Source organism: Pseudomonas sp. SK (assembly GCF_012975065.1).
Taxonomy (GTDB): Bacteria; Pseudomonadota; Gammaproteobacteria; order Pseudomonadales; family Pseudomonadaceae; genus Aquipseudomonas; species Aquipseudomonas anuradhapurensis.
In genome coordinates, this window is record NZ_CP051857.1 from 2,960,411 (window position 1) to 2,982,231 (window position 21,821).

Genomic DNA, 21,821 nt, shown 5'->3' on the forward strand with positions numbered 1-21,821 from the left:
CTGCCACAGCGGGCATGCGCAATGCCTGCCCGGCAGCAAAAGGCTCAATAATAGGTTCGCGGTTGCTCGTCAGCCTTGTTCAACACCGTGCCGACCAGGTTCACCCTGGCCAGGTGGTGCAGGCAATCCTCGATTTCCTTCTTGTTGTTCATGCCGTTGGCCACCACCAGCAATACACAATCGAACTTGGGTATCACGGTGATCGCATCGTCGGAGCTGAGCAACGGTGGCAAATCGAAAATGCAGATGCGCGACTCATAGCGGTTGCGCAGGTCGCTGACCAGGTTGCTCACCTTGGGCGACGACAGCATTTCGGTGGACATCGGCACCGGCACCCGCGTGGGCAGTACCACGAAGCGTGGCAGCGTCGGGTTGACCAGGCAGTCCTGCAACTCGGCCTGGTCGCTCAGGAACTCGTTCAATGACTGCTCCATGGGCAGGCCCAGGCTGCTGCCGACCTTTGGCCGACGCAGGTCGAAGTCCACCAGCAATGCAGTCCTGGTGGTGTGGTGGGCGATACTCATGGCCAGGTTGATGGCCAGCACGGTCTTGCCCGCTTCAGGTGTTGGCGAAGTGATGGCCAGGGTGCGCCAGCCATTCTCGTCCATCGCCCTGAGCACTTGCGTGCGCAGCAGGTCGATCGGCCCGTTCATGCTGGAGTTCTTGTTGTACGCGACGATGCGGTGGCGCTCCAGGTGCTCGGCGCGCAGCGGCACCACCTTGGTGTTGACGTAGTCGAACTCGCCAGGCACTTCCCTCAGCGCCGTGCCAGGGGCTGGAGACAATGCCTGAGGGGTACCCGGGGTCACCGGGTGAAGCGTGTGGCCAACAGCCGGCTTGGTCCCGTCCATCGCTGCTTTCCTTATGCAAACCGAGACATGACTTTGAACAACAGCACATCCAGTGGCAGGTAGAACACGTGCACCAGCACCATCAGGATAGCCACCAGTACCAGCGCCGCCAGCAACAGCCAGTTGCGCCAACGCTTGCGCCGGGCCACGTCGGCCTTGGTATCGATGTACGGCAGCGCCACCAGCACGCGTTTGCCCAACAGGTTCTCCAGGGCGCCGACGCCGCGAATACGCTGGTTGAACATTTCCAGCAGCATTACCAGCGCACCACCCCCGGCCGGTGCCAGCACCAGGCCCAGGGCGGCGATCTTCTTGCGGTTGGGCTTGATCGGCTTCTCGGGCAGCAGCGGTGGTTCCAGCAGCACAAAGCGCTCGGCCTTGTTTTCCTGTTCGAGGCTCTCGGTGATCTTCGCGCCCATCTCCTTGGCACGGATTTCCTCGTACTTCTTGCGCGCGTTGTCATGGTCACGCATCAAGGTCACCAGGCCGCGCTCGACCTGCGGCGCCTCGAGAATCTCGGCCTCGTAGCCTTCCATCTTCCTGGTCAGTTCGCGTTTCTGCTCGGCCAGCGACGCGATGCGCTCCTGTGCCGCGCTGATCTTGGCCCGCACGCGCGCGGCATCGAGGTTGCCGGTGGAAACCGCCGCTGTTGCGTTGCCGCTGGCCTGGAGTGCCTGGATCTTGCGCTTGACCGCCACCACGTCGGGGTGGGCTTCCTTGTAGCGGCTCAGCAGCCGGGCATACTCGGCCTTCAGGCTTGGCAGGTCCTGGGGCTCGTCGGCAGTCGTCGCCCGCGGGCCCTCGCCAACCTTGGTGGCCAGCCCGGCATTGGCCGCGGACAATTCCAGCTCCAGGTAACGCAGCTCTTCCTGGGCGGCCTTGTAGTCGCGGTCGACTTCGCGGAATTCCAGCTCCGAGCGCGACAGCATGTTCATGCGCAGGGTCTGGTGCTCGGGCAAGGCGTTGGCATGGGCCTGCTTGAAGTCTGCCAGCTGGTTCTCCAGGCTGGCCAGTTCGGCCCCCAGCTTGTTCGCTTCCTGGGTCAGGAACTCGGTGGTTTCGTTGGCGCGCTCGGTGCGCTGCTTGAGATTCTCGTCGAGGAACAGCGTGACCAGGTCGTCAGCGACTTGCTTGGCCACTTGCGCTTGCCTGTGCTCGAACGACACATTGAACGCCACGGTCGCTTCCCCCCGCCCGCGCACATAGGTGGTAAGGGGCTGGACCACGATGGCACTGCGCATCTGGTCGATCCTGTCGCTTTCGCTGAAACGCTCGTCGGCGAACAGGTTGTACTTGTCGATGATGCGCAGCAGGTTCTCGCGGGTCATCACCCGTTGGCGAATCACCTCGATGCGCTCGTCGGCAAAGCTGGTGTTGTTGGTCGACACCAGCTCGGGTGAAATCTGCTGCGACTCCACCAGGATGGTGCCGGCCGACTGATAGATCGGTGGCACCATCACCGCCACTGCGACGGTCGCCGCGAGAATGACTACGATACTCACCGCCAATAACAGGGCACGGTCCTTGATAATGGCGATGTAATCTCTGAGGGACAGTTCGTAGTCAGACTTCATGGGGCCACCTGCCTGAAGTTCAGATGTCGGGGTACCTGTACGTCAACGTCAAACCCACGATCGTAGCGCTCGCATCGGCTTCGCGATCCTGCTGCCGTTCCTTGTACATCAGCGACAGGCGCAGGTCCCAGTACGGCGAAAACTCGCGGCTGGCCCACACGCTGTAGGTCTGCAGGGTGTTGGGTGTCTGCCCTTTGCTGTCCTGCCAGGCGGCGTCCGCCCCCACCCGGGTCAGCTCGCTGACCGCGTAACTCCACACACCGCGCACCTGGTCCAGCTGGGCGAAGCCGCCCTCGGCGCTGGCCACCGTGCTGCGCTCGGCGGTGAGGCTGGCAAGGGCGCGCGCACCGGTGTACAGCAGCGCCACCCCGCCCTCGCCACGCCCGCCGCCTTCGTTACCGGAGACTTCAGTGGCACCGACGTGGACATCGGCGCTGAGGCGTTCGGACAACTGATACTTGACGCCGATCGCCGGGCTGTAACTGTTCGAAGCCGTCGCCGTCTGGTCCTGCTCGGGCTCGTAACGGCGCACGCCAAAGCGGCTGTACACATCGGCCCGCTCGCTCCAGGCGTAGGTCCAGGTGAACACGTTGCCCAGTTCGTCGTAACCGGTCAGCGTGCTGATGTCATAACGCGCCCGGTTGTAGGTGGTCTCGTTGCTCAAGGTGCTACGTTCGGTGACTGCCTGGCTCCAGTTGCCGGCCAGGGTATAGAGCTTCTGCGTGCCATCGGTGGTGACCACACCGGTATCCAGCACTGTCCCCGACAGCGTCGAACTTTCGTTGTAGCGCGCCAGCAGGCCAAAGCGCCCACGTTCGGTCTGGCGTTGCCAGCCCAGGCTCACATCCGGGTCCTCACGGTTGTCCACCACGGCCGTGTCGGACGAACGCATGACATGCATGCCCAGCCCCAAGCGCAATTCATCACGGTCGAAAGTGCCGATCAGGGTGTAATCGGGCGCGATGATCGTGCGCGTTATGCCCTTTTCATCCGACGACAGCAGCAAAGGGTTGCTGTCGTATTCGACGGAGGTCGGTACTACCACCGTCGACTGCCAATTTGCCGCCAGGGCGGCGTCGGTAAATGGCAAGACCAAGATTGCCGTTGCAATGCGAGTTGTTCTAAGAAGAGGCATTAAGTGTTCTTATTAAAGGCAAGATCAAGGAACGACCAGCGTATCGCCAGCCTGAAGTTGGATGTTGGTGGACATGTCCCTGCCCGACACCAGGTCTTTATATCGCACAGGCAGGATTTTTTGGGAAGCGCCGGCACCCCGCACGACTTTGATTTCGCTTTCATCGGCAAACTTGTCGAGGCCGCCGGACATGCTCAGGGCCTGCAGCACTGCCGTAGGGCCGGCCATTTGTACCGGCCCGGGCTTGATCACTTTGCCCTGAACATAAACCAGGTTGCCGGCAATGCTCTTGACCACCACACTGACGTTCGGGTCGGGGAGGAACTTCTCGAGTTTGGCGGCCACTTGTTTTTCCACCGCCGTTACATCCAGCCCGGCAACTTCGATACGCCCGGCCAGGGGAAAGGTAATACTGCCATCGGGCAGTACCGTGGCTTCCTGACGCAGGCTGTCTTCCTGCCACACCGAAACCATCACCACATCGCCGGGGCTGAGCAGGTAGGTACTGTTCGGTTCGGCATTGCTGGCACCGGCTCCCAGCATCAACAGGCAGAACGCGGCAAACATTGAACGCACCATGAGGGTCCCTCCGGCCAAAAGGCCCGACGAAGAGCACTGAATGAGAACAGCCCACCAACTCTCGCTCCGCATTGCGGCATACGACCGCCTCACCTGCCTGGAGGCCTTTACCTTGACGCTGTGCAGCCTCGGCTACGCTGCCGGCAACCGTGGACCTTCAAGGGCTACTGGCAATATAGCAACGGTTGGCAAATTGACAAGGAAGGGCGCAGCCGCAGCCGCTCAGATCTGCCTTCTGTTGGCAACTGCCACAAAACCAACGACGGCAAAGGCAAACAGCCAACCTGCGGTTGACACGGGGATGATACTGTTCTGGTTGATATATAAATCCGCTGCGCGCGCCGCGCCACTTAACAGCGCCAGCAAAGACATCGATTTGATTATCAGAGCCGTGCGCATACGCCCCTCCTTTAAAGAGGAAAATCAATAAGTTATTGGCGTGGTAGTGCAGGAGTTGTTCGCTGTTGAATTGAGCTTATGAGCACAATGGCAATGCGTCAATGATTCGACACAATAATAAAATTCAATAGGCGCCCGAGCGATTCGTCAAAAAAACGACAGGCAAATTGTGCATGCCCGTGTCACGTCGGCGCTGATAGCGTTTCATCGCTGAGAAAGGCAACGGCCGGGGCGCTACGGCCCCGTGGTTTCATCATCGGCGTGGTGCACCACCACCAGCAACTGCGCTGGCAACGGCCCCACCGAGCGCAACCGATGCGGTGTCTGGGCGTTGAAATGCAGGGCATCGCCTTGCTCCAGCAGCACCCGTTCGTTCATGAAGTCCACTTCTACCTGGCCGGCGTGGACGAACAAGAACTCCTCGCCCAGGTGTTCCTTGAAGGTGGGGTCGCTGAACTCGAGCGGGGGCTGGATCAGGAATGGCAGCAGGCTGCGTTGCCCGACCTGGCTGGTCAGGGCCGCGTACCCCGGCCCTGCCCCGTCACCCACCAGGGCTTGGCGCTGGGCATGGCGCACCAGGCTGTAACGGTGTTGGCCGGCCTGCTCTTCGGCGAACAGCTCTTCGACATTGACGTTCAGCGCCCGCGCCAGTTTCAGCGCGGCGGCGATCGACGGCGTGTTCAGGCCACGCTCGACCTTGGACAGGTAGCTTTTGGTCATGGCGGTCTTTTCGGCCAGCGTTTCCAGGGTCATCCCCAGTTTCTTGCGCAGCAGTTTCAATCGGATAGACATATAACGCGGGTTCCCAGGCGAAAGCAGCCGGGCAATGATACGTGGACTGCCAAGGAAATGCTGGGGCTGCTACGCAGGCCATCGCCGGCAAGCCAGCTCCCACAGTGGCTGCGCATGGCTCGAGATCGATGCGGCCAGAATGGGAGTCGGCTTGTCGGCGCTGGGGCGCAAAGCGCCCCCGGCTTCAGGGCATAACCGGCGGCATATACTCCAGTGTGGTACCCAGTGCCCACAGCAGCACCAGCACCAGCGGCACATGCACCAGCAATTGCACGAACGAGAAGCCGATCAGGTCGCGCGCCTTCAGTCCCAGCACGCCGAGCAGTGGCAGCATGTAGAACGGATTGATCAGGTTCGGCAGGGCTTCGGCGGCGTTGTAGATCTGTACCGCCCAGCCCAGGTGGTACTGCAGGTCGTTGGCCACCAGCATCACGTAAGGGGCCTCGATGATCCACTTGCCGCCCCCCGAGGGGATGAAGAAGCCCAGTACTGCCGAATACACCCCCATCAGTACGGCGTAGGTGTCATGGGTTGCGATCTGGGTGAAGAACAAGGAAATGTGATGGGCCAGGGTCTGTTCATCGACCCCCTTCACCTGGGTGAGGATGGCCGCGATCGAACCATACAAGGGGAACTGGATCAGCACCCCGGTGGTGGTCGGGACCGCACGGGCCACGGCATCCAGGAAGCTGCGTGGGCGCCAGTGCAGCAAAGCACCGAGCATGATGAACAGCAGGTTGTAGGTGTTCAGCCCGGAAATGGCGGTAATTGCCGGCTTGGTGGCGAACTCCTGGTACAGCCAGCCGGCAGCCAGCGCGACCAGCAGCAGGATCAGGATCGGGCTGTGCTCCAGCCACTCGCCCGGGCGGGTGCGCTGGGGTGCCGGTGGCGCGCTGAAACTGGGGTCGACCCCACAGTCCTGGGCGCTGCGCGCGCTGTTCGGGCCAGGCGCGGTGGCGTAGGCGATCACCAGCGAGACCACTACCAGCGCGGCCAGCATCACCCCGGACTGCCAGAGGAAGATGGTTTCGGTGAACGGGATCACCCCGGTTATCGACAGGATTGACGGTGGCAGGCTGGCCGGGTTGGCCTGCAGCTGCGCTGCCGACGACGACAGCCCCAGCGCCCAGACGGCGCCCAGGCCCAGGTAGGCGGCGGCACCGGCGGCGCGGTAGTCCATCTGCAGCTCGGTACGCCGCGCCAGCGCACGCACCAGCAGGCCGCCGAACACCAGCGACAGGCCCCAGTTGAGCAACGACGCCAGCATCGAGATCAGTGCCACCCAGCACACCGCCGAGCGGCCATTGCCGGGAATGCGCGCCAGGCGGTCGATCAGCCGCGCGGCGGGCGGCGAACTGGCCACCACGTAGCCGCCGATGACCACGAAGGCCATTTGCATGGTGAACGGGATCAGGCTCCAGAAGCCATCGCCAAACGCCTTGGCAGTGTCGGTCGGCTTGGCGCCCATGGCCAGGGCACCGATGCCCACCAGCATCACCGCCAGGGCAGCGAATACCCAGGAGTCAGGGAACCAGCGTTCGGCCCAGTTGGAGCAGCGCAAGGCAAAGCGGGCGGAGCGGCTGTCTTGAATTTCAGCGGCCACGGTTCAATTCCTCTTGTTGGTTTTATCGGATACATCAGCAAACGCAAAACCCCTGCAGGAGCGGCCTTGTGTCGCGAAAGGGCCGCGAAGCGGCGCCCTCGATCTCGGCGTCGATGCCGAAATCGCGGGGCTGCGTCGCAGCCCTTTCGCCCACAAGGTCGCCCCTGCAGGGGCGCTGTGCGGCGAATGCCTAGAAGGTCATTTCCTTCACGTCATCCGGCACGATCAGCTTGCCGGCGGTCTTCTCGATGATTTCTTCAACGCTCACCCCGGGCGCAATCTCGCGCAGGATGAAGGCGCCGTCTGCGATTTCCAGGTAGGCCAGGTCGGTCAGCACCTTGCGAATGCAGCCGGCACCGGTCAGCGGCAAGCTGCACTGCGGCAGCAGCTTGGACTCACCGTCCTTGGAGGCGTGGGTCATGGTGACGATGATGTTCTCGGCACCGGCCACCAGGTCCATGGCGCCGCCCATGCCCTTCACCAGCTTGCCAGGGATCATCCACGAGGCGATGTTGCCGTGCACGTCCACCTCGAACGCGCCCAGCACGGTCAGGTCGACGTGGCCGCCACGGATCATGGCGAAGGATTGCGCCGAGTCGAAGATCGAGGCGCCACGACGGGCAGTGACGGTCTGCTTGCCGGCGTTGATCATGTCGGCATCCAGGGTGCTCTCGGTGGGGAACTCGCCCATGCCGAGCAGGCCGTTTTCCGATTGCAGCATCACATCCATGTCGGCGGGCACATAGTTGGCCACCAGGGTCGGAATGCCGATACCGAGGTTGACGTAGTAGCCGTCTTTCAATTCACGGGCGACGCGTTGCGCCATCTGTTCGCGGGTCAGTGCCATGGTCAGGGTCTCTTTGTTGTTCTGATGGATGGCGCTCAGGCCTTGACGGTGCGCTTTTCGATACGCTTCTCGAAAGTGCCGACGATGACGCGGTCGACATAGATGCCCGGGGTATGGATCTCGCTGGGCAGCAGTACGCCGGGTTCGACGATTTCTTCCACTTCGACCACGGTGATCTTGCCGGCGGTAGCCGCCAGCGGGTTGAAATTCTGTGCGGTGTTGCGGTACACCACGTTGCCGTAGTGGTCGGCCTTCCAGCCCTTGACGATGGCGAAATCACCGGTGATGGATTCTTCGAGGATGTACTTGCGGCCGTTGAACTCGCGCACTTCCTTGCCTTCGGCTACCGGGGTGCCGTAGCCGGTGGCGGTGTAGAAGGCCGGGATGCCGGCACCGCCAGCGCGCATCTTCTCGGCGAGGGTGCCCTGCGGGGTCAGTTCCACTTCCAGCTCGCCGCTGAGCAGCTGGCGCTCGAATTCGGCGTTTTCGCCCACGTACGAGGCGACCATCTTGCGGATCTGCCGGTCTTCCAGCAGCACGCCAAGGCCGAAGCCATCGACACCGCAGTTGTTGGAGACCACGGTCAGGCCCTTGACGCCACGCCGCTTGATTTCGTTGATGAGGTTTTCCGGAATGCCGCACAGGCCAAAACCGCCTGCCAGTACCGTCATGTTGTCGGTCAGGCCTTCGAGGGCCTGTTCATAGGTTGCAACGCGCTTGTCCAGTCCGGCCATGCTGATCCGCCTTTTGTAGTTGTTTAACCGACGAGGCTGTCGGTGAGCGTGTGGAGGACATCTTCACCGCAAGCGACTGATTTGTTAATTTTGTTTTCGTCATCGATTGATAATTTTTACAAAACAACCAGCAGGCCCGTCATGAATGTCAAGCAACTGCGCGCCTTTGTCGCCGTGGCCAAGTACCAGAGCTTCGCCCAGGCCGGTGAGCACCTGCATGTCTCGCAACCGGCCCTGAGCCTGACCATCAAGGCCCTGGAGGAGAACCTGGGGGGCGCCCTGCTCAGCCGTACCACCCGCAGCGTCAGCCTGACCGCCGAAGGTGAGGTGCTGCTGCCGTTGGCTCGGCGCCTGCTGGCCGACTGGGACGACACCGAAGAGATGCTGCGCCAGCGCTTCACCCTGCAACTGGGCCGGGTTTCGGTGGCGGCCATGCCGTCCTTCGCCGGCAACCTGTTGCCACATGCGCTCAAGGTGTTTCGCCAGCGCTACCCGAAGGTCAACGTCACCGTGCACGATGTGATCAACGAGCAGGTACTGGAACTGGTGCGCCATCGGCGCGTCGAACTGGGCATCGGCTTCGAACCGGAAAACATCGATGGCCTGGACTTCCACCCCCTGTACATGGACCGTTTCGTTGCTGTGGTACCGGCCGATTCACCGCTGGCCCGATTGCCCCAGGTCAGCTGGGCGCAACTGCTGGGCGAAGACTTCGTGGCCTTGCAGCGCCCTTCGGCGGTGCGCCTGCTGATGGAGCAGAACGTTGCCGCACGGCACGGCAAACTGGCCGTGGCGTTCGAGAGCCACCAGCTTTCCACCATCGGCCGCATGGTCGCCAGTGGCCTGGGGGTCAGTGCCGTGCCGGCGTTGTGCATCAACCAGATGCAGGAGCTTGGCGCCCGCTGCGTGGCCCTGGTCGAGCCCACGGTCGAGCGCCGCATCGGCGTGATTGCCCTCAGCGAACACAAGCTTTCCACGGCGGCGCAGGCGCTGCTCGAGGTGCTGCTTTCCAATACCCGCATTCCGGAGGTGACATGCGTTACGTGACACTGGCAGGTTCGAGCGTTCCGGCCATCGGCCAAGGCACCTGGTACATGGGTGAAGATCCAGGCCGCCGGGCGGCCGAGGTGGCGGCCCTGCAACAAGGCATCGAGCTTGGCCTGAGCCTGATCGATACCGCCGAGATGTATGCCGAAGGCGGTGCGGAAGCAGTCGTTGGCCAGGCCATTGCCGGGCGCCGTGACCAGGTGTTCCTGGTCAGCAAGGTGTATCCGCACAATGCCAGCCGGCGCAGCATGGCGGCTGCCTGCGAGCGCAGCCTTGCGCGCCTGGGCACCGACTGCATCGACCTGTATTTGCTGCACTGGCGGGGCCAGCACCCGCTGGAAGAAACCGTCGACGCCTTCGAGCGCTTGCGCGAGCAAGGCAAGATCAGGCGTTGGGGCGTTTCCAATTTCGACGTCGACGACTTGCGCGAATTGCACAACCCCGATTGCGCGACCAACCAGGTGTTGTACAACCCGGCGCAGCGGGGCATCGAGTTCGACTTGTTGCCGTGGTGCGAACAGCGCGCCCTGCCGACCATGGCTTATTGCCCGCTGGCCCAGGCTGGGCGCCTGTTGCAGCACCCGGTGCTGGCGCAAATCGGTGAACGGCACGGCGCCACAGCAGCCCAGGTCAGCCTGGCCTGGGTGACCCGTAACGACGGGGTGATCGCCATCCCCAAGGCCGTGGCGCCCGAGCATGTGCGGCTGAATGCGGCGGCGGGTTCGCTGACCTTGACCAGCGAGGACCTGCGGGCAATCGACCGCGCGTTCCCGCCGCCGACGCGCAAGCAGCGCCTGGCGATGGTCTGACGGGCAACACCAGGCTTACTTGTAGGAGCGGCCTTGTGTCGCGAAAGGGCCGCAGAGCGGCCCCGGCAATCTTGCGGTGATGCACAGCCTTGGGGGCGCTTCGCACCCCTTTCGCGACACAAGGCCGCTCCTACAAGGGACCTCGCAGGCGCGTACTGGGGCCTGGGCCTAATGGAAATCGCGGCTGCGCACATCCAGCCCCTGCAGCAACTGGCTGACATCTTCCAGCCGTCGCGCAATCAAGTGACGCACACCGTCGGCCTGCTCCAGCCGCCCGCCGACCTTGAGCAACTGCGCCCCCACCAGTGCCCGTCGCTGCCGCTCGGCCAGGTCGCGCCACACCACGACATTGAGCATGCCGTGCTCATCCTCCAGGGTGACGAAGGTCACGCCACTGGCCGTCTGTGGCCGCTGGCGGCCCACCACCAGCCCGGCCACGGCAATGTTGTCGCCATGCTCGACACCTTGCAGTTCGGCCGAACTGCGACAGCCCAGCGCCCTCAGCCGTGAACGCAACAAGGCCAGCGGATGCGGCCCAAGCGTGGTGCCCAGGGTCTGGTAATCGGCCATCAGGTTCTCCGCCACACTGGGGACAGGCAGTTCAACGGTGTCTTCCGGCACAGCTTCCACGTCGGCGAACAACGGCAGCTGCGGCTGCACCGCCGCCACCTGCCAGCGCGCCTGATGGCGATCACGAGCCAAGGCGCGCAGCGCGCCAGCATCGGCCAGCTGGGCGCGGGCACGCGCGTCGAGCCCGGCGCGCAGGCACACGTCCTCGACATCGCGCCATGCCCGCTGCGCCCTTGCCTGCACCAGGCGCCTGGCATCGGCCTCGGCAAACCCACGCACCAGGCGCAACCCCATGCGGATGGCCAGGGCCGCGCCCGCGTCAGGCTCAAGCGTGCAGTCCCAATCACTGTGGCAGACATCCACCGGCCGGACCGCTATGCCCTGGCGCCGGGCCTCTTGCAGCAACTGGTCGGGGCTGTAGAAACCCATGGGCCAGCTGTTGACCAGCGCACAGGTAAAGATCGCCGGCTCATGGCACTTGAGCCAGCTGCTGGCATAGCACAGCAAGGCAAAGCTGGCCGCGTGCGACTCCGGGAAGCCATAACTGCCAAAGCCCTTGATCTGCTCGAAGATGCGCTCGGCAAATGCCAGCTCGTAACCATTGCGCAACATACCCTGTACCAGCCGCTGGCGGTGCGGCTCCAGGCCGCCGTGGCGCTTCCAGGCGGCCATGCTGCGGCGCAACTGGTCAGCCTCGCCGGGGCTGTAGTCGGCTGCGACCATGGCCAACTCCATCACCTGCTCCTGGAACAACGGCACCCCCAGGGTGCGCTCGAACACGGCCTTGAGCTGCGGCGAGGGGTAGGTCACTGGCTCCTGCTTCAGGCGCCGGCGCAGGTAAGGATGGACCATGTCCCCCTGGATCGGCCCGGGGCGGACAATGGCCACCTCGATGACCAGGTCATAGAAGGTTACCGGGCGCAGCCGAGGCAGCATGGCCATTTGCGCGCGCGACTCGATCTGGAACACGCCCATGGTCTCGGCACGGCTGATCATCGCGTAGGTGGCCGGGTCTTCAGCGGGGATGGTCGCCAGGGTCAAGTGCCGGCCGCGGTGGCGGTACAGCAGGTCGAAGCAACGGCGCAGGGCACTGAGCATGCCCAGCGCCAGCACGTCGACCTTGAGCAGGCCGACCATGTCCAGGTCGTCCTTGTCCCACTGGATTACCGTGCGTTCCGGCATCGCGGCATTTTCCACCGGCACCAGTTCGTCCAGCGGTTGCTGCGAAATGACGAAGCCGCCCGGGTGCTGCGACAGGTGCCGGGGGAAACCGATCAACTCACCGGCCAGCACCAGCACCCGCCGCAGCGAAGGGCTGCCCGGCTCGAAACCGGCCTCGGCCAGGCGCTGGTCATCGGGTATGCGATCGCTCCAGCGGCCACAGCATTTGGCCAGTGCATCCACCTGGTCGGCGGGCAACCCCAGCACCCGCGCCACATCCCGCACCGCACCGGCGGCGTGGTAGGTGTTGACCACCGCGGTGAGTGCCGCCCGGTGCCGGCCATAGCGGCGGAACACATACTGGATCACCTCTTCGCGGCGGTCGTGCTCGAAGTCCACATCGATATCCGGCGGCTCGTTGCGCTCGCGCGACAGGAAGCGCTCGAACAGCAGGCGGTGTTCCATGGGGTCGAGTTCGGTGATGCCGAGGACGAAACACACCACCGAGTTGGCAGCCGACCCGCGGCCCTGGCAAAGAATCCCCTGCCTGCGGGCGAAGGCGACGATGTCGTGCACGGTCAGGAAATAGCTCTCGTAGCCCAGCTCCTCGATCAGCGCCAATTCCTTGGCCAGCACTTCCCGCACCTTGCCACTCGCCCCGCCCGGCCAGCGCGACGGCAACCCCTGCTCGCACAGCGCCCGCAGCCAGCTCGCCGGGGTATGCCCCTCGGGCACCAGTTCGCGTGGGTACTGGTATTTCAACTCGCTCAGCTCGAAGCGGCAGCGCGCAGCGATGGCCAAGGTCTCGGCCAGCAGGTCGGCTGGATAGAGTTCGCCCAGTTGCGCCTGGCTGCGCAGGTGACGTTCGCCGTTGGCAAACAGAAAGTGCCCGGCTTCCGCCACCTGGCAATGCTGGCGGATGGCGGCCATGCAATCCTGCAGGGCGCGGCGGCCGCGTATGTGCATGTGCACGTCGCCGCAGGCCACGGCACGAATACCGACCCTGGCTGCCAGGCTGCGCAGGCGCTCGAGACGCACGGCATCGTCACTGCCCCGGTGCAGGTGCACCGCCAGCCACAGGCGCTCAGCGAACACGCTGTACAGCCACTGCCCCGCAGCGCTATCGCCGCTGTCATCGGCCACCCACAGGGCCAGCAGGCCCTGGTGGTGCTGCTGCAGGTCATCGCGAAACAGCTGGTACTCGCCCTTCTGTGCGCGCCGCCGGGCCCGGGTGATCAGCGCGCAGAGGTTCTGGTAGCCCGCCAGGTCCTGCACCAGCAGCACCAGCTTGGGGCCGTCCTGCAGCTGGACTTCACTGCCCACGATCAACTGCAGCTGGTGTTCCTTTGCCGCCTGCCAAGCCCGGACGATGCCGGCCAGGGTGCACTCGTCGGTGATCGCCAGGGCCTGGTAGCCCTGCTCGCGGGCACGGCGGAACAGCTCGTCGGCACTCGACGCGCCGCGCTGGAAGCTGAAGTTGGACAGGCAATGCAACTCGGCATAACCCGGGGCGTTCATGCAAACCAGCCTTGCAGCCACAACGGGCCGGCCTGGCTCAGGTCGCGGTAGGCCCAGCCGCGCAGACCGTCGCGGGTTTCGATACGGTAGTAGTCACGGCGCACGTCGCTGCCATCCCACCAACCCGACTCGATGCGCTCGGCATGGCCTTGCACGCGGTAGCCGGTTTCGTCCAGCCTCATCGGCGCCGGCAGCAACCAGCCCGGGCGGCTGCCAGGGGCCACCGGCAGGTTGCCCTGCCCGCCCTGCGCTACCGGCTGCCAAGCGTATTCGGGGCGGTGATCGGCGGCTACGCTCAGGCTCTTGACCGCCTCGTCGCCCAGGCGCGCGCGCAGCCGTTCACGCAGTTGCTCCCAGGGCTGCGCCTGTTGCGCCCGCGGGTCGAACAACGCCTGGTGCTGTGGCACGAACGGTGGCAGGTCCTCGGCCACCAGCCGCAGGTTGCGCACCGGGGCGGGAATGCGCAGTGGCTCCAGGCGCCCGCGGGCCAGCTCGAACAGCCTCGCGGCATCGCGTTCGGCGGCCAGCAGGCCGACCTTGAGCAAGGTATCCGGCCCATCGGCATGCTCCAGGTGCAGGCAGAACCGCTGCACGCCGCAATCACGCCCGGCGAGGAACGCGGCCAGGTCGTTGAGCATGCGTCGCAACGGGAACAGCAGGGCCTGGTGTGATTCGACGTCGAAGTTCAGCTCCAGCCGGGTCTCGAAACGGTCGGGTGGCTGGTAGAAGGCCAGCCCCAGGTTGCGCAGCCCAAGCAGCTGGTCCAGGTGCAGCTGCACCTGGGCCGCAAAGCGCCTGGCCAAGGTGTCGCGGGGCAAGGCCAGGACCTGGCCCACCTGCCGCAGCCCCATGCGCGCAAAAGCCTCGGCCGCCTGCGCCGGCAGGCCGATACGCTCGATGGGCATGCCCAGCAGCGCCGCTCGGGTGGCATCGGCATCGCCGACGGCCAGGCCGTCGTGCCTGTTGGCGAGCATGCGCGCCGCCACTGGGTTGCTGGCCAGGACGATGCGTTGGCGCAGCCCCAGCTCCGCCAGTTCCTGCCGCAGGCGTGCCTCGAACAGCGGCCAGGGGCCGAACAGCTGCAGGCTGGAGCCCACCTCCAGCAACAGCGCGCGTGGATAGTGCAGGCTGACCTGGGCACTGAAGCGGTAGGCCCAGGCCGCCAGCAACTGCTGCACCTGGTCGATGCGCCTGGGGTCGGCTTCAACACAATCGAAACCCTCGGCCAGGGCGCGCGCGGCGCTCAGGGTTTGCCCGGCACGCAGGCCGAGGGCGGCCGCTGCCGGGTTGACCGCCTGCAGCACCCGCCGTTGGGTCGGCCCGCCAAGCAGCACCAAGGGGGTATCGGGGTCGTCACGCTCACGCAGGACCGTGTCCAGCGCCAGCTGGGGAAACAGGATGCAGGCCCAGAGCATGGTGCATCAGCCCCGCCCTGGGCAGGCGATGGGTAGCGCCGGTGGCATGCCGCCACGGCTTTTCAGTACGCGCCATTGTGCCGGGCGGGTGTCGACGGCAATGCGCAGCGCGGCGGGTGAAGGGTTGTGCGCCGCCTGCTGCGGCCGGCAGGCAAAGGCCAATGCCTGGCCGGTTTCGGCGGCCACCTGCAAGCGCCGCAGGGCGCGGTCATCGGCATGTTCCGGCCAGCACAGCACCGCCGCGCAGCTGCCGGAGCGCAGGCACTGTTCGGCCGCCCACAGGGCATCGGCGGGTTCGGCATCCACCTGCACCAGCCAGCGCAGATCTACCCCGGCAGCCTGCCAGGCCGGGGCGTAAGGAATGAAGGGCGGCGCTACCAGCACCACCCGGCCAGCATCAGCACTCAAGCGGGCCAGCGTTGGCCACAGCAAGTGCAATTCGCCACAGCCCGGGCTGGCCAGCAACAGTTCGCTGAGGGCCGCTGCAGGCCAACCACCTTCTGGCAAGCGTTCGTCGAGGGCAGCATGGCCGGTGGGCTGCAGCCCGAGTGGCCGCGCCTGGGCCTGCCGGCCGCGCCATACCCGGCGCTGGTCGAGCAGCCTGTCGAGATCGACCACCGCGCCCATCAGTCACGCCTCAGCAAGCCGCAGAATACGCCTTCGATGAAGAACTCCTGTTCAGGCCGCACATCGATGGGCGCATAGGCCGGGTTGCGCGGCAACAGCCGGTAACCGCTGCCCTGGCGCTGCAGGCGCTTGATAGTCACTTCGCCATCCAGGCGCGCGACCACGATCTGCCCGTCGCGGGCATCGGCCTGCTGCAGGATGCCGACCAGGTCGCCGTCGAAGATGCCATCGTCGATCATCGAGTCGCCACGCACCTTCAGCAGGTAGTCGGGGGTGCGGCGGAACAGGCTGGGGTCGAGCAGCAACTGCTCGTGGATATCGAGGTCCGGGCCGATGGGGGCACCTGCCGCCACCTGGCCGAGCACCGGTACTTCGAGGATTTCCGGCCGGCGCAGCGGCTCGGCCAGGCGAATGCCGCGCGCCTGGTTCGGCGTGACATCGATGTAGCCGGCCTGGCACAGGGCGGTGATGTGCTTGCGGGCGACGCTGCGCGAGGCAAAACCGAAGCGCGTAGCGATATCGGCCAGGCTCGGTGGCTGGCCGTGGTCGGCGATGCGCTCGCGGATGAAGTCGAAGATCGCGCGGCGTTTGGGGGTCAGAGTATCCATGGAGCACATTTGTACTCTTTTCGGAGCACGCTGAACAGCCCCCTTCGTCGCCAGCTTTCGCTATCATCCCCAGGCGCGTGGTTTTTTATCTGGATACCCAATGCTGACTGCCCTGCTGTTCGACCTCGACGGAACCCTCACCGACACCGACACCCTGCACCTGCAGGCCTTCCGCCAGCTGCTGCACGAGCATGACGGCCGCGAACTGAGCCAGGCACAGTTCGATGCCCAGGTCAGCGGCCGCGCCAATGGCGAGCTGTTCGCCGAGCTGTTTGCCGGCGCCAGTGCCGAACAATGCCGGGCGCTGGCCGAGCGCAAGGAGGCGCTGTTCCGCGACCTGGCGCCCAGCCTGGAGCCGATGCCGGGCCTGTTGCGCCTGCTGGAACACGCCCGTAGCCAAGCCCTGGGCCTGTGCGTGGTGACCAACGCACCGCGGCTCAATGCCGAGCACATGCTGAGCGCCATGGGCCTGGGGCGGCACTTCGAGCACGTGCTGGTGGCCGAGGAACTGGCACGGCCCAAGCCGGACCCGTTGCCCTACCTGACCGGGCTGCAGCGGCTGGGTGCCGAGGCCGGGCAGGCACTGGCCTTCGAGGATTCGCTGCCGGGGGTGGCGGCGGCGAGTGGCGCAGGGATCTTCACCGTGGGCGTGGCCACGACCCAGACGCCGGCGCGGTTGCTGGCGGCGGGGGCCGGGTTGGTGATTGACGATTTCAACGCCCCGGCGTTGTGGGCGTTGATCAAGGCCATGCAATGACCTGACGCGGTCATTGTAGGAGCGGCCTTGCGTCGCGATGGGCCGCAAAGCGGCCCCAGGATTTCCGCATCATGCAAGATTGTCGGGGCCGCTTTGCGCCCCATCGCGACGCAAGGCCGCTTCTACAAAAGGCGCTCGATACATGCTCATCGACGAAGAACTGACCCTCAAGAAGCTGCAGACCTTCCTCGCCTTCATGCGCACCGGCAACCTCGGCCGCGCCGCCGCCGAGCTGGCGACCAGCGCCGTCAGCGTGCATCGCGCCATCCATTCGCTGGAAAGCGCGCTGCGCTGCCCGCTGTTCAAGCACGAAGGCCGCCAGCTGATCCCGCTGGAAAGCGCCTACGTGCTGGAAAAGAAAGCCCGCCAGCTGATCCAGGACGCCGAACAGATGGTGCGCCAGACACGTGAGGCCGCCGGCTTCTATGCCGAGCGCTTCCGCCTGGGTGCGCTCTACTCGCTGACGGTGAAAACCGTGCCCAAGCTGGTCATGGGCCTCAAGTTGCGCCGCAGCGAACTCAATATCGACCTGACCCTGGGCTCCAACGTCGACCTGCTGCAACGCCTGAAAAACCATGAACTGGAGGCCATTCTCGTCTCGCTCGACGAAAGTGTCAGCGACCCGGCCTGCGAACAATTGCCGCTGTTCTCCGACGACATCTTCCTCGCGGCCCCCACCGACTCGCCTTTCGCCGGGCAGGCCGAGGTGGACCTGGCCGACCTGGCCGACTCCACCTTCATCACCCTGACCCAGGGTTTTGCCACCCATCGCGATGGTGCACGGGTGTTCCAGCAGGCCGGCTTCGAGCCCAAGGTGGCCATGCAGGTGAACGACATCTTTACCTTGCTGAGCATGGTCAGCTCGGGCGTGGGCTTTGCCCTGCTGCCCGGGCGCATTGCGGCGGTGTACGAGAACCGGGTCCGGTTGATCGCCCTGAAGCCGCAATATCGCGTGCAGCAGCATATCGGTGTGGTGTTTCTGAAGGCGCGGGAGCGCGAGCCGAACCTGCTGGCACTGTTGGCGGAGTGCCGGATGTATAGCCTGGAGCGTTGACTGGGCTTTCTTTCGGTTTGCTGTAGCGGCCTTGTCGCGAGTTCACCGGCGAAAGCGGCCGCCACAGGCTGACTCAAACCGCCAAGGCCCGCTGCACCTCGCCCACGGTGCTGGCCAGGCTGCTCAGGTGCAGGCTCAACACCCGCTCCACGGGTGCCTGGTCCAAAGGCCAGTGCAAGGCAATGCTGCCGGCCAGGCGCCCTTCGGCATGCACCGGCAAGGCGATGGCCCGGATCAGGAACGGCAAGCGCACCGGGTACTCCCAGTGCCCTTCGGTGCGCTGGCCAAAGCCCTTGTTCGTTTCTTCCTCGATACCACGCAGCAGCGTTTCGTCGCCGACCCGCTCATGGGCTGCCAGGCGCTGTACTTCATCCTCCGCCAACTCGCCCAGGCATGCTCGCCCCATCGCCGAGTGAAACAGGCTGGCATGGTGGCCGACGATCTGACAGGTGTGCGGGTAGCGCTTGCGCAGAACCTGCGGAACAGCACTCTCCATCACTTCCAGCCGCTCCCCGTCAAAGCACGACAGGTCGGCCACCAGCCCGGTGCGCTCGCTCAGTTCCAGCAGCATGGGCGCAGCGCTCTCCACCAGGCGCCGCTTGAAGCGCGCCTGGCGGTCGCCGAACAGGCGCCGGGCGCACAGCCGGTAACGCCGGTCGCTCAGGCCACGGTACACCCAGCCCTGCTCCTGCAAGGTGGCCAGCATGCGCGATACCGTGGCCTTGGGCAGCGCCGTCAGGTAATGCAGTTCTTCCAGGCCCAGTGCCTGGTGTTCGCCCAGCAGGTCGACGATGGCCAGCGCCCGTTGCACCGAACGCACGCCGCCAGTGTCTGCCGTGATACCCATGTAGCGACCTCCCTGTAGCTGGATGGTCAGGATTAGCCAGCAAGATCCGCGCCTGCACGGCGGTTTCATGCCGCCTGCAGACACTGCGGTGGGCGCCGCTCGACCCAGCGGGTGAGCTGTTCGTGGGCATAGGCCAGCTGCAGCAACGCATGGTCGGCCTGGGCCGGGCCTATGATCTGCAAGCCCATGGGCAGCCCCGCGGCATTGAAGCCGACCGGTACGCTGATGCTCGGCAAACCGGCCAGGGTCGGCCCGATCACCACCTCCATCCAGCGGTGGTAGGTATCCATCGCCCGCCCCCCAACCACCGTCGGCCACGGTTGCCGTGCATCGAAAGGGAACACCTGGGCCGCTGGCAACAGCAGGAAATCGTAACGCTCGAACAGCTTGCCCAGCGCGCGGTACCAGGCGCTGCGGTCCAGCGAAGCCTGGTACAGCGCCGCTGCGCTCAGCTGCAGGCCGCCCTCCACTTCCCACTGTGCCTCGGGCTTGAGCAGGGCGCGCTTGGCCGGGTCGGCATAGGCCGCCGCCAGGTTGCCGTGCACCAGGAAGTGGCGATGGGTCAGCCAGCATTGCCACAATCGCGCCAGGTCGAACGCCGGATGGCAGGCCTCGACCCGGCACCCCAGCTCAGTGAAGTCCGCCAGGGCCGCTTCGCACAGGCTCATCACCCCGGCGTCCATCGGCAGGTAACCCCCATAGTCGCCCAGCCAGCCGACCCGCACGCCACGCAAATCACGTTGCAAGCCCGCGGCAAAATCATGCTGGCCGTGGCTCAGCGACAACGGCACCCGTACATCAAAGCCTGCCTGTATCGCCAATAGCCGCGCCACATCCATCACGCTACGGCCCATCGGCCCCTCGGTGGCGAGCTGCTGCACGAACAGTTCCGGCGCCGGCCCATGGGGCACACGGCCCTGCGACGGGCGCAGGCCATACACGTTGTTGAACGCCGCCGGGTTGCGCAACGAGCCCATCATGTCACTGCCGTCGGCGACGGGTAGCAGGCGCATGGCCAGCGCCGCTGCCGCCCCACCGCTGCTGCCCCCGGCTACCCGTGTCGGGTCGTAGGCGTTGGTGGTGGTGCCAAACAGGGTGTTGTAGGTTTGCGAACCGAGGCCGAACTCGGGCACGTTGCTCTTGCCGATGATCAGCGCACCGCTGGCCCGTACCCGCGCCACGCTGATCGCGTCCTGCTCGGGTACCTGCTCGGCAAACAACGGTGAACCCAGGGTGGTGCGCAGCCCCGCCGTGGCGGCCAGGTCCTTGATCGCCTGGGGCATGCCGTGCATCCAGCCGCGCGAATGGCCAGCGGCCAGCTCGCGATCACGTTCATCGGCCTCGGCCAGCAGCGCTGGGGCCGGGCGCAGCGACACCAGCGCATTGACCTGCGGGTTGAACCGTTCGATGTGCACCAGGTAAGCCTGCATCACTTCGCGGCACGACACCTGGCGAGCATGGATGGCCTGCGACAATGCCTCGGCATCAAGGGCAACGATGGGGTCGATGGCGAGCGGCATCACGGTTTTACTCCCAGGTTGAAGGCGGCAGGCTTGAGCGGCCGTGGGGCTTCCTTCAGGCAGCAGGTGCCCAGTAGCGTTAGCAGGCAGGCAAACAGCACATAGAATGCGGGTGCCACCGGGGTGCCGAGGACCTTGCTCAGCCAGGTGACGATCAGTGGGGCAAAGCCACCAAACACCATCACCGCCACGTTATAGGCCACCGACACACCGGTGGAACGTACCTCGACCGGGAACTGCTCGGCCAGGGCAGTAGGCGCCGGGCCGAAGAAGCCGCCAATGGCGGTGCACAGCAGCAATTGCATCAGCAGCAGGCGCTCCAGCGACGGTGCAGCGGCCACCCACACATACAACGGGTAAACCATGACGAAGAAGGCCAGGGTAAAGGCCATCAGCACCGGGCGCCGCCCCAGCCGGTCCGACAATGCCCCGGACAGCGGAATCACCACGGTCATCAGCCCCACGGCCAGCATCTGCACCAGCAGCACCTGGTCCAGCGGCAGCCCGAGGTTGTTGTGGGCGAAGGTCGGCATGTTCACCAGCACCACGTAGAACGACACCGTCGCGCCACACGCCAGGCCCATCGACACCAGCAGGCTGCGCCGGTGTTCACGCAGTACCTGCCAGAGGCTGGGTGACGGGCCCTTGGCCTGGCGGCGCGCCTCGACGAACGCCTCGGGTTCTTCCATGTGCCTGCGAATCCACAGCCCCACCGGGCCGATCAGCAGGCCGAGCACGAACGGGATACGCCAGCCCCAGCTGTCCAGCGCTTGCGGCGAGCACAGGTGCGTCACCAGGGCCACCATCGCCGCGCCGGAAAACACCGCCAGGCATTGCCCTACCAGTTGCCACGAACCATACAGGCCCTTGCGCTGGGCCGGCGCACTTTCCACCAGGAATGCCGTGGCGCTGGCATACTCGCCACCGGTGGCGAAGCCCTGCAGCATGCGCGCCACCACGATCAGCATCGGCGCAGCCATGCCGATGGCCAGGTAGTCCGGGGCGAAGGCGATCATGGCGATGGACAGGGTCATCAAGCGGATGATCAGCTGCATGGCCGCCTTGCGGCCCTTGCGATCGGCGTACATGCCCAGCAGCACGCCACCGACCGGGCGCATGAAGAAACCGACACCGAAGGTGGCCAGCGCCATCAGCAACGAGGCGTACTCGTCGTCGGAGGGGAAGAATTGGCGGGCGATGATGCTGGCCAGGAAGCCGTACACGATGAAGTCATACCACTCCAGGGCATTGCCGACGACCGCGGCGACCACCTGCCGGGTACGTGACACGCCCGTGTTCGAAATCTGCATAGGAAACACTCCACGAGGATTGGGTGATCGCCCGGCGTGCAAGCAGCCGGGTTCCAGCGGCAGT

General features: G+C 65.2%; 20 protein-coding genes. 4 read left to right on the forward strand and 16 right to left on the reverse strand.

Annotation, left to right across the window (positions count from 1 at the left end):
* Window positions 1-44: 44 nt before the first annotated feature.
* From HG549_RS13670 to HG549_RS13710, 9 genes are all read right to left on the reverse strand, one after another.
* Window positions 45-851, reverse strand: coding sequence for a CpsD/CapB family tyrosine-protein kinase (locus HG549_RS13670; RefSeq protein WP_170030031.1), 807 nt, complete (start codon window positions 849-851; stop codon window positions 45-47).
* 11 nt (window positions 852-862) lie between these two features.
* The gene (locus tag HG549_RS13675) at window positions 863-2,425 is read right to left on the reverse strand and encodes a Wzz/FepE/Etk N-terminal domain-containing protein (RefSeq protein ID WP_170030033.1); all 1,563 of its coding nucleotides are present in this window, start codon (window positions 2,423-2,425) and stop codon (window positions 863-865) included.
* 19 nt (window positions 2,426-2,444) lie between these two features.
* Window positions 2,445-3,560 (reverse strand): hypothetical protein, encoded by a 1,116-nt coding sequence (locus HG549_RS13680; protein ID WP_170030035.1) that lies wholly within the window; start codon window positions 3,558-3,560, stop codon window positions 2,445-2,447.
* A 24-nt stretch (window positions 3,561-3,584) separates the two neighbouring features.
* The gene (locus tag HG549_RS13685; protein ID WP_170030037.1) at window positions 3,585-4,139 is read right to left on the reverse strand and encodes a polysaccharide biosynthesis/export family protein; all 555 of its coding nucleotides are present in this window, start codon (window positions 4,137-4,139) and stop codon (window positions 3,585-3,587) included.
* A gap of 222 nt (window positions 4,140-4,361) precedes the next feature.
* The gene (eppA, locus tag HG549_RS13690; protein WP_170030038.1) at window positions 4,362-4,538 is read right to left on the reverse strand and encodes an EPS-associated small membrane protein EppA; all 177 of its coding nucleotides are present in this window, start codon (window positions 4,536-4,538) and stop codon (window positions 4,362-4,364) included.
* A gap of 234 nt (window positions 4,539-4,772) precedes the next feature.
* Window positions 4,773-5,330 (reverse strand): helix-turn-helix domain-containing protein, encoded by a 558-nt coding sequence (locus tag HG549_RS13695; RefSeq protein WP_170030039.1) that lies wholly within the window; start codon window positions 5,328-5,330, stop codon window positions 4,773-4,775.
* A 184-nt stretch (window positions 5,331-5,514) separates the two neighbouring features.
* Entirely contained in the window at window positions 5,515-6,933 is a 1,419-nt protein-coding gene (locus HG549_RS13700) for a short-chain fatty acid transporter (protein ID WP_170030041.1), read from the reverse strand.
* A gap of 190 nt (window positions 6,934-7,123) precedes the next feature.
* Window positions 7,124-7,780 carry a CoA transferase subunit B gene (locus HG549_RS13705; protein WP_170030043.1) on the reverse strand — a complete coding sequence of 219 codons (657 nt, stop codon included), beginning with the start codon at window positions 7,778-7,780 and terminating at the stop codon, window positions 7,124-7,126.
* Window positions 7,781-7,815: 35 nt separating this feature from the next.
* Window positions 7,816-8,514 carry a CoA transferase subunit A gene (locus tag HG549_RS13710; protein ID WP_170030045.1) on the reverse strand — a complete coding sequence of 233 codons (699 nt, stop codon included), beginning with the start codon at window positions 8,512-8,514 and terminating at the stop codon, window positions 7,816-7,818.
* Between the two features lie 141 nt (window positions 8,515-8,655).
* Between HG549_RS13710 and HG549_RS13715 the strand changes: the two genes are divergently transcribed.
* A complete protein-coding gene (locus tag HG549_RS13715; RefSeq protein ID WP_170030046.1) occupies window positions 8,656-9,561 on the forward strand; it encodes a LysR family transcriptional regulator in 906 nt (301 codons plus the stop codon).
* Window positions 9,549-10,370 carry an aldo/keto reductase gene (locus HG549_RS13720; protein ID WP_170030047.1) on the forward strand — a complete coding sequence of 274 codons (822 nt, stop codon included), beginning with the start codon at window positions 9,549-9,551 and terminating at the stop codon, window positions 10,368-10,370. The genes HG549_RS13715 and HG549_RS13720 overlap by 13 nt, the downstream gene beginning before the upstream one ends.
* Window positions 10,371-10,538: 168 nt before the next feature.
* Here HG549_RS13720 and HG549_RS13725 read toward each other — a convergent pair whose 3' ends face one another.
* Genes HG549_RS13725 through lexA form a run of 4 tightly spaced genes read right to left on the reverse strand, consistent with a single transcriptional unit; the run spans window position 10,539 to window position 16,278 of the window.
* On the reverse strand, window positions 10,539-13,619 hold the full coding sequence (locus HG549_RS13725) for an error-prone DNA polymerase (protein WP_170030048.1): 3,081 nt from the start codon (window positions 13,617-13,619) through the stop codon (window positions 10,539-10,541).
* The gene (locus tag HG549_RS13730; RefSeq protein ID WP_170030049.1) at window positions 13,616-15,034 is read right to left on the reverse strand and encodes a DNA polymerase Y family protein; all 1,419 of its coding nucleotides are present in this window, start codon (window positions 15,032-15,034) and stop codon (window positions 13,616-13,618) included. The genes HG549_RS13725 and HG549_RS13730 overlap by 4 nt, the downstream gene beginning before the upstream one ends.
* Before the next feature lie 6 nt (window positions 15,035-15,040).
* A complete protein-coding gene (imuA, locus tag HG549_RS13735) occupies window positions 15,041-15,661 on the reverse strand; it encodes a translesion DNA synthesis-associated protein ImuA (protein ID WP_170030050.1) in 621 nt (206 codons plus the stop codon).
* Window positions 15,661-16,278, reverse strand: a complete 618-nt coding sequence (gene lexA / locus HG549_RS13740; protein WP_170030051.1) for a transcriptional repressor LexA — start codon at window positions 16,276-16,278, stop codon at window positions 15,661-15,663. The genes imuA and lexA overlap by 1 nt, the downstream gene beginning before the upstream one ends.
* A 91-nt stretch (window positions 16,279-16,369) precedes the next feature.
* Here lexA and HG549_RS13745 point away from each other — a divergent pair, with 91 nt between their 5' ends.
* Both HG549_RS13745 and HG549_RS13750 read left to right on the forward strand, forming a co-directional pair.
* Window positions 16,370-17,026, forward strand: coding sequence for an HAD family phosphatase (locus HG549_RS13745; RefSeq protein ID WP_170030052.1), 657 nt, complete (start codon window positions 16,370-16,372; stop codon window positions 17,024-17,026).
* 142 nt (window positions 17,027-17,168) lie between these two features.
* Window positions 17,169-18,080: a LysR substrate-binding domain-containing protein gene (locus tag HG549_RS13750; protein WP_170030053.1), complete on the forward strand. Its 912-nt coding sequence runs from the start codon at window positions 17,169-17,171 to the stop codon at window positions 18,078-18,080.
* Between the two features lie 73 nt (window positions 18,081-18,153).
* Here HG549_RS13750 and HG549_RS13755 read toward each other — a convergent pair whose 3' ends face one another.
* From HG549_RS13755 to HG549_RS13765, 3 genes are all read right to left on the reverse strand, one after another.
* On the reverse strand, window positions 18,154-18,927 hold the full coding sequence (locus tag HG549_RS13755) for an IclR family transcriptional regulator (RefSeq protein ID WP_170030054.1): 774 nt from the start codon (window positions 18,925-18,927) through the stop codon (window positions 18,154-18,156).
* 65 nt (window positions 18,928-18,992) lie between these two features.
* Window positions 18,993-20,450 carry an amidase gene (locus HG549_RS13760; RefSeq protein ID WP_170030055.1) on the reverse strand — a complete coding sequence of 486 codons (1,458 nt, stop codon included), beginning with the start codon at window positions 20,448-20,450 and terminating at the stop codon, window positions 18,993-18,995.
* Window positions 20,447-21,757 (reverse strand): MFS transporter, encoded by a 1,311-nt coding sequence (locus HG549_RS13765; RefSeq protein ID WP_170030056.1) that lies wholly within the window; start codon window positions 21,755-21,757, stop codon window positions 20,447-20,449. The genes HG549_RS13760 and HG549_RS13765 overlap by 4 nt, the downstream gene beginning before the upstream one ends.
* Window positions 21,758-21,821 lie beyond the last annotated feature (64 nt).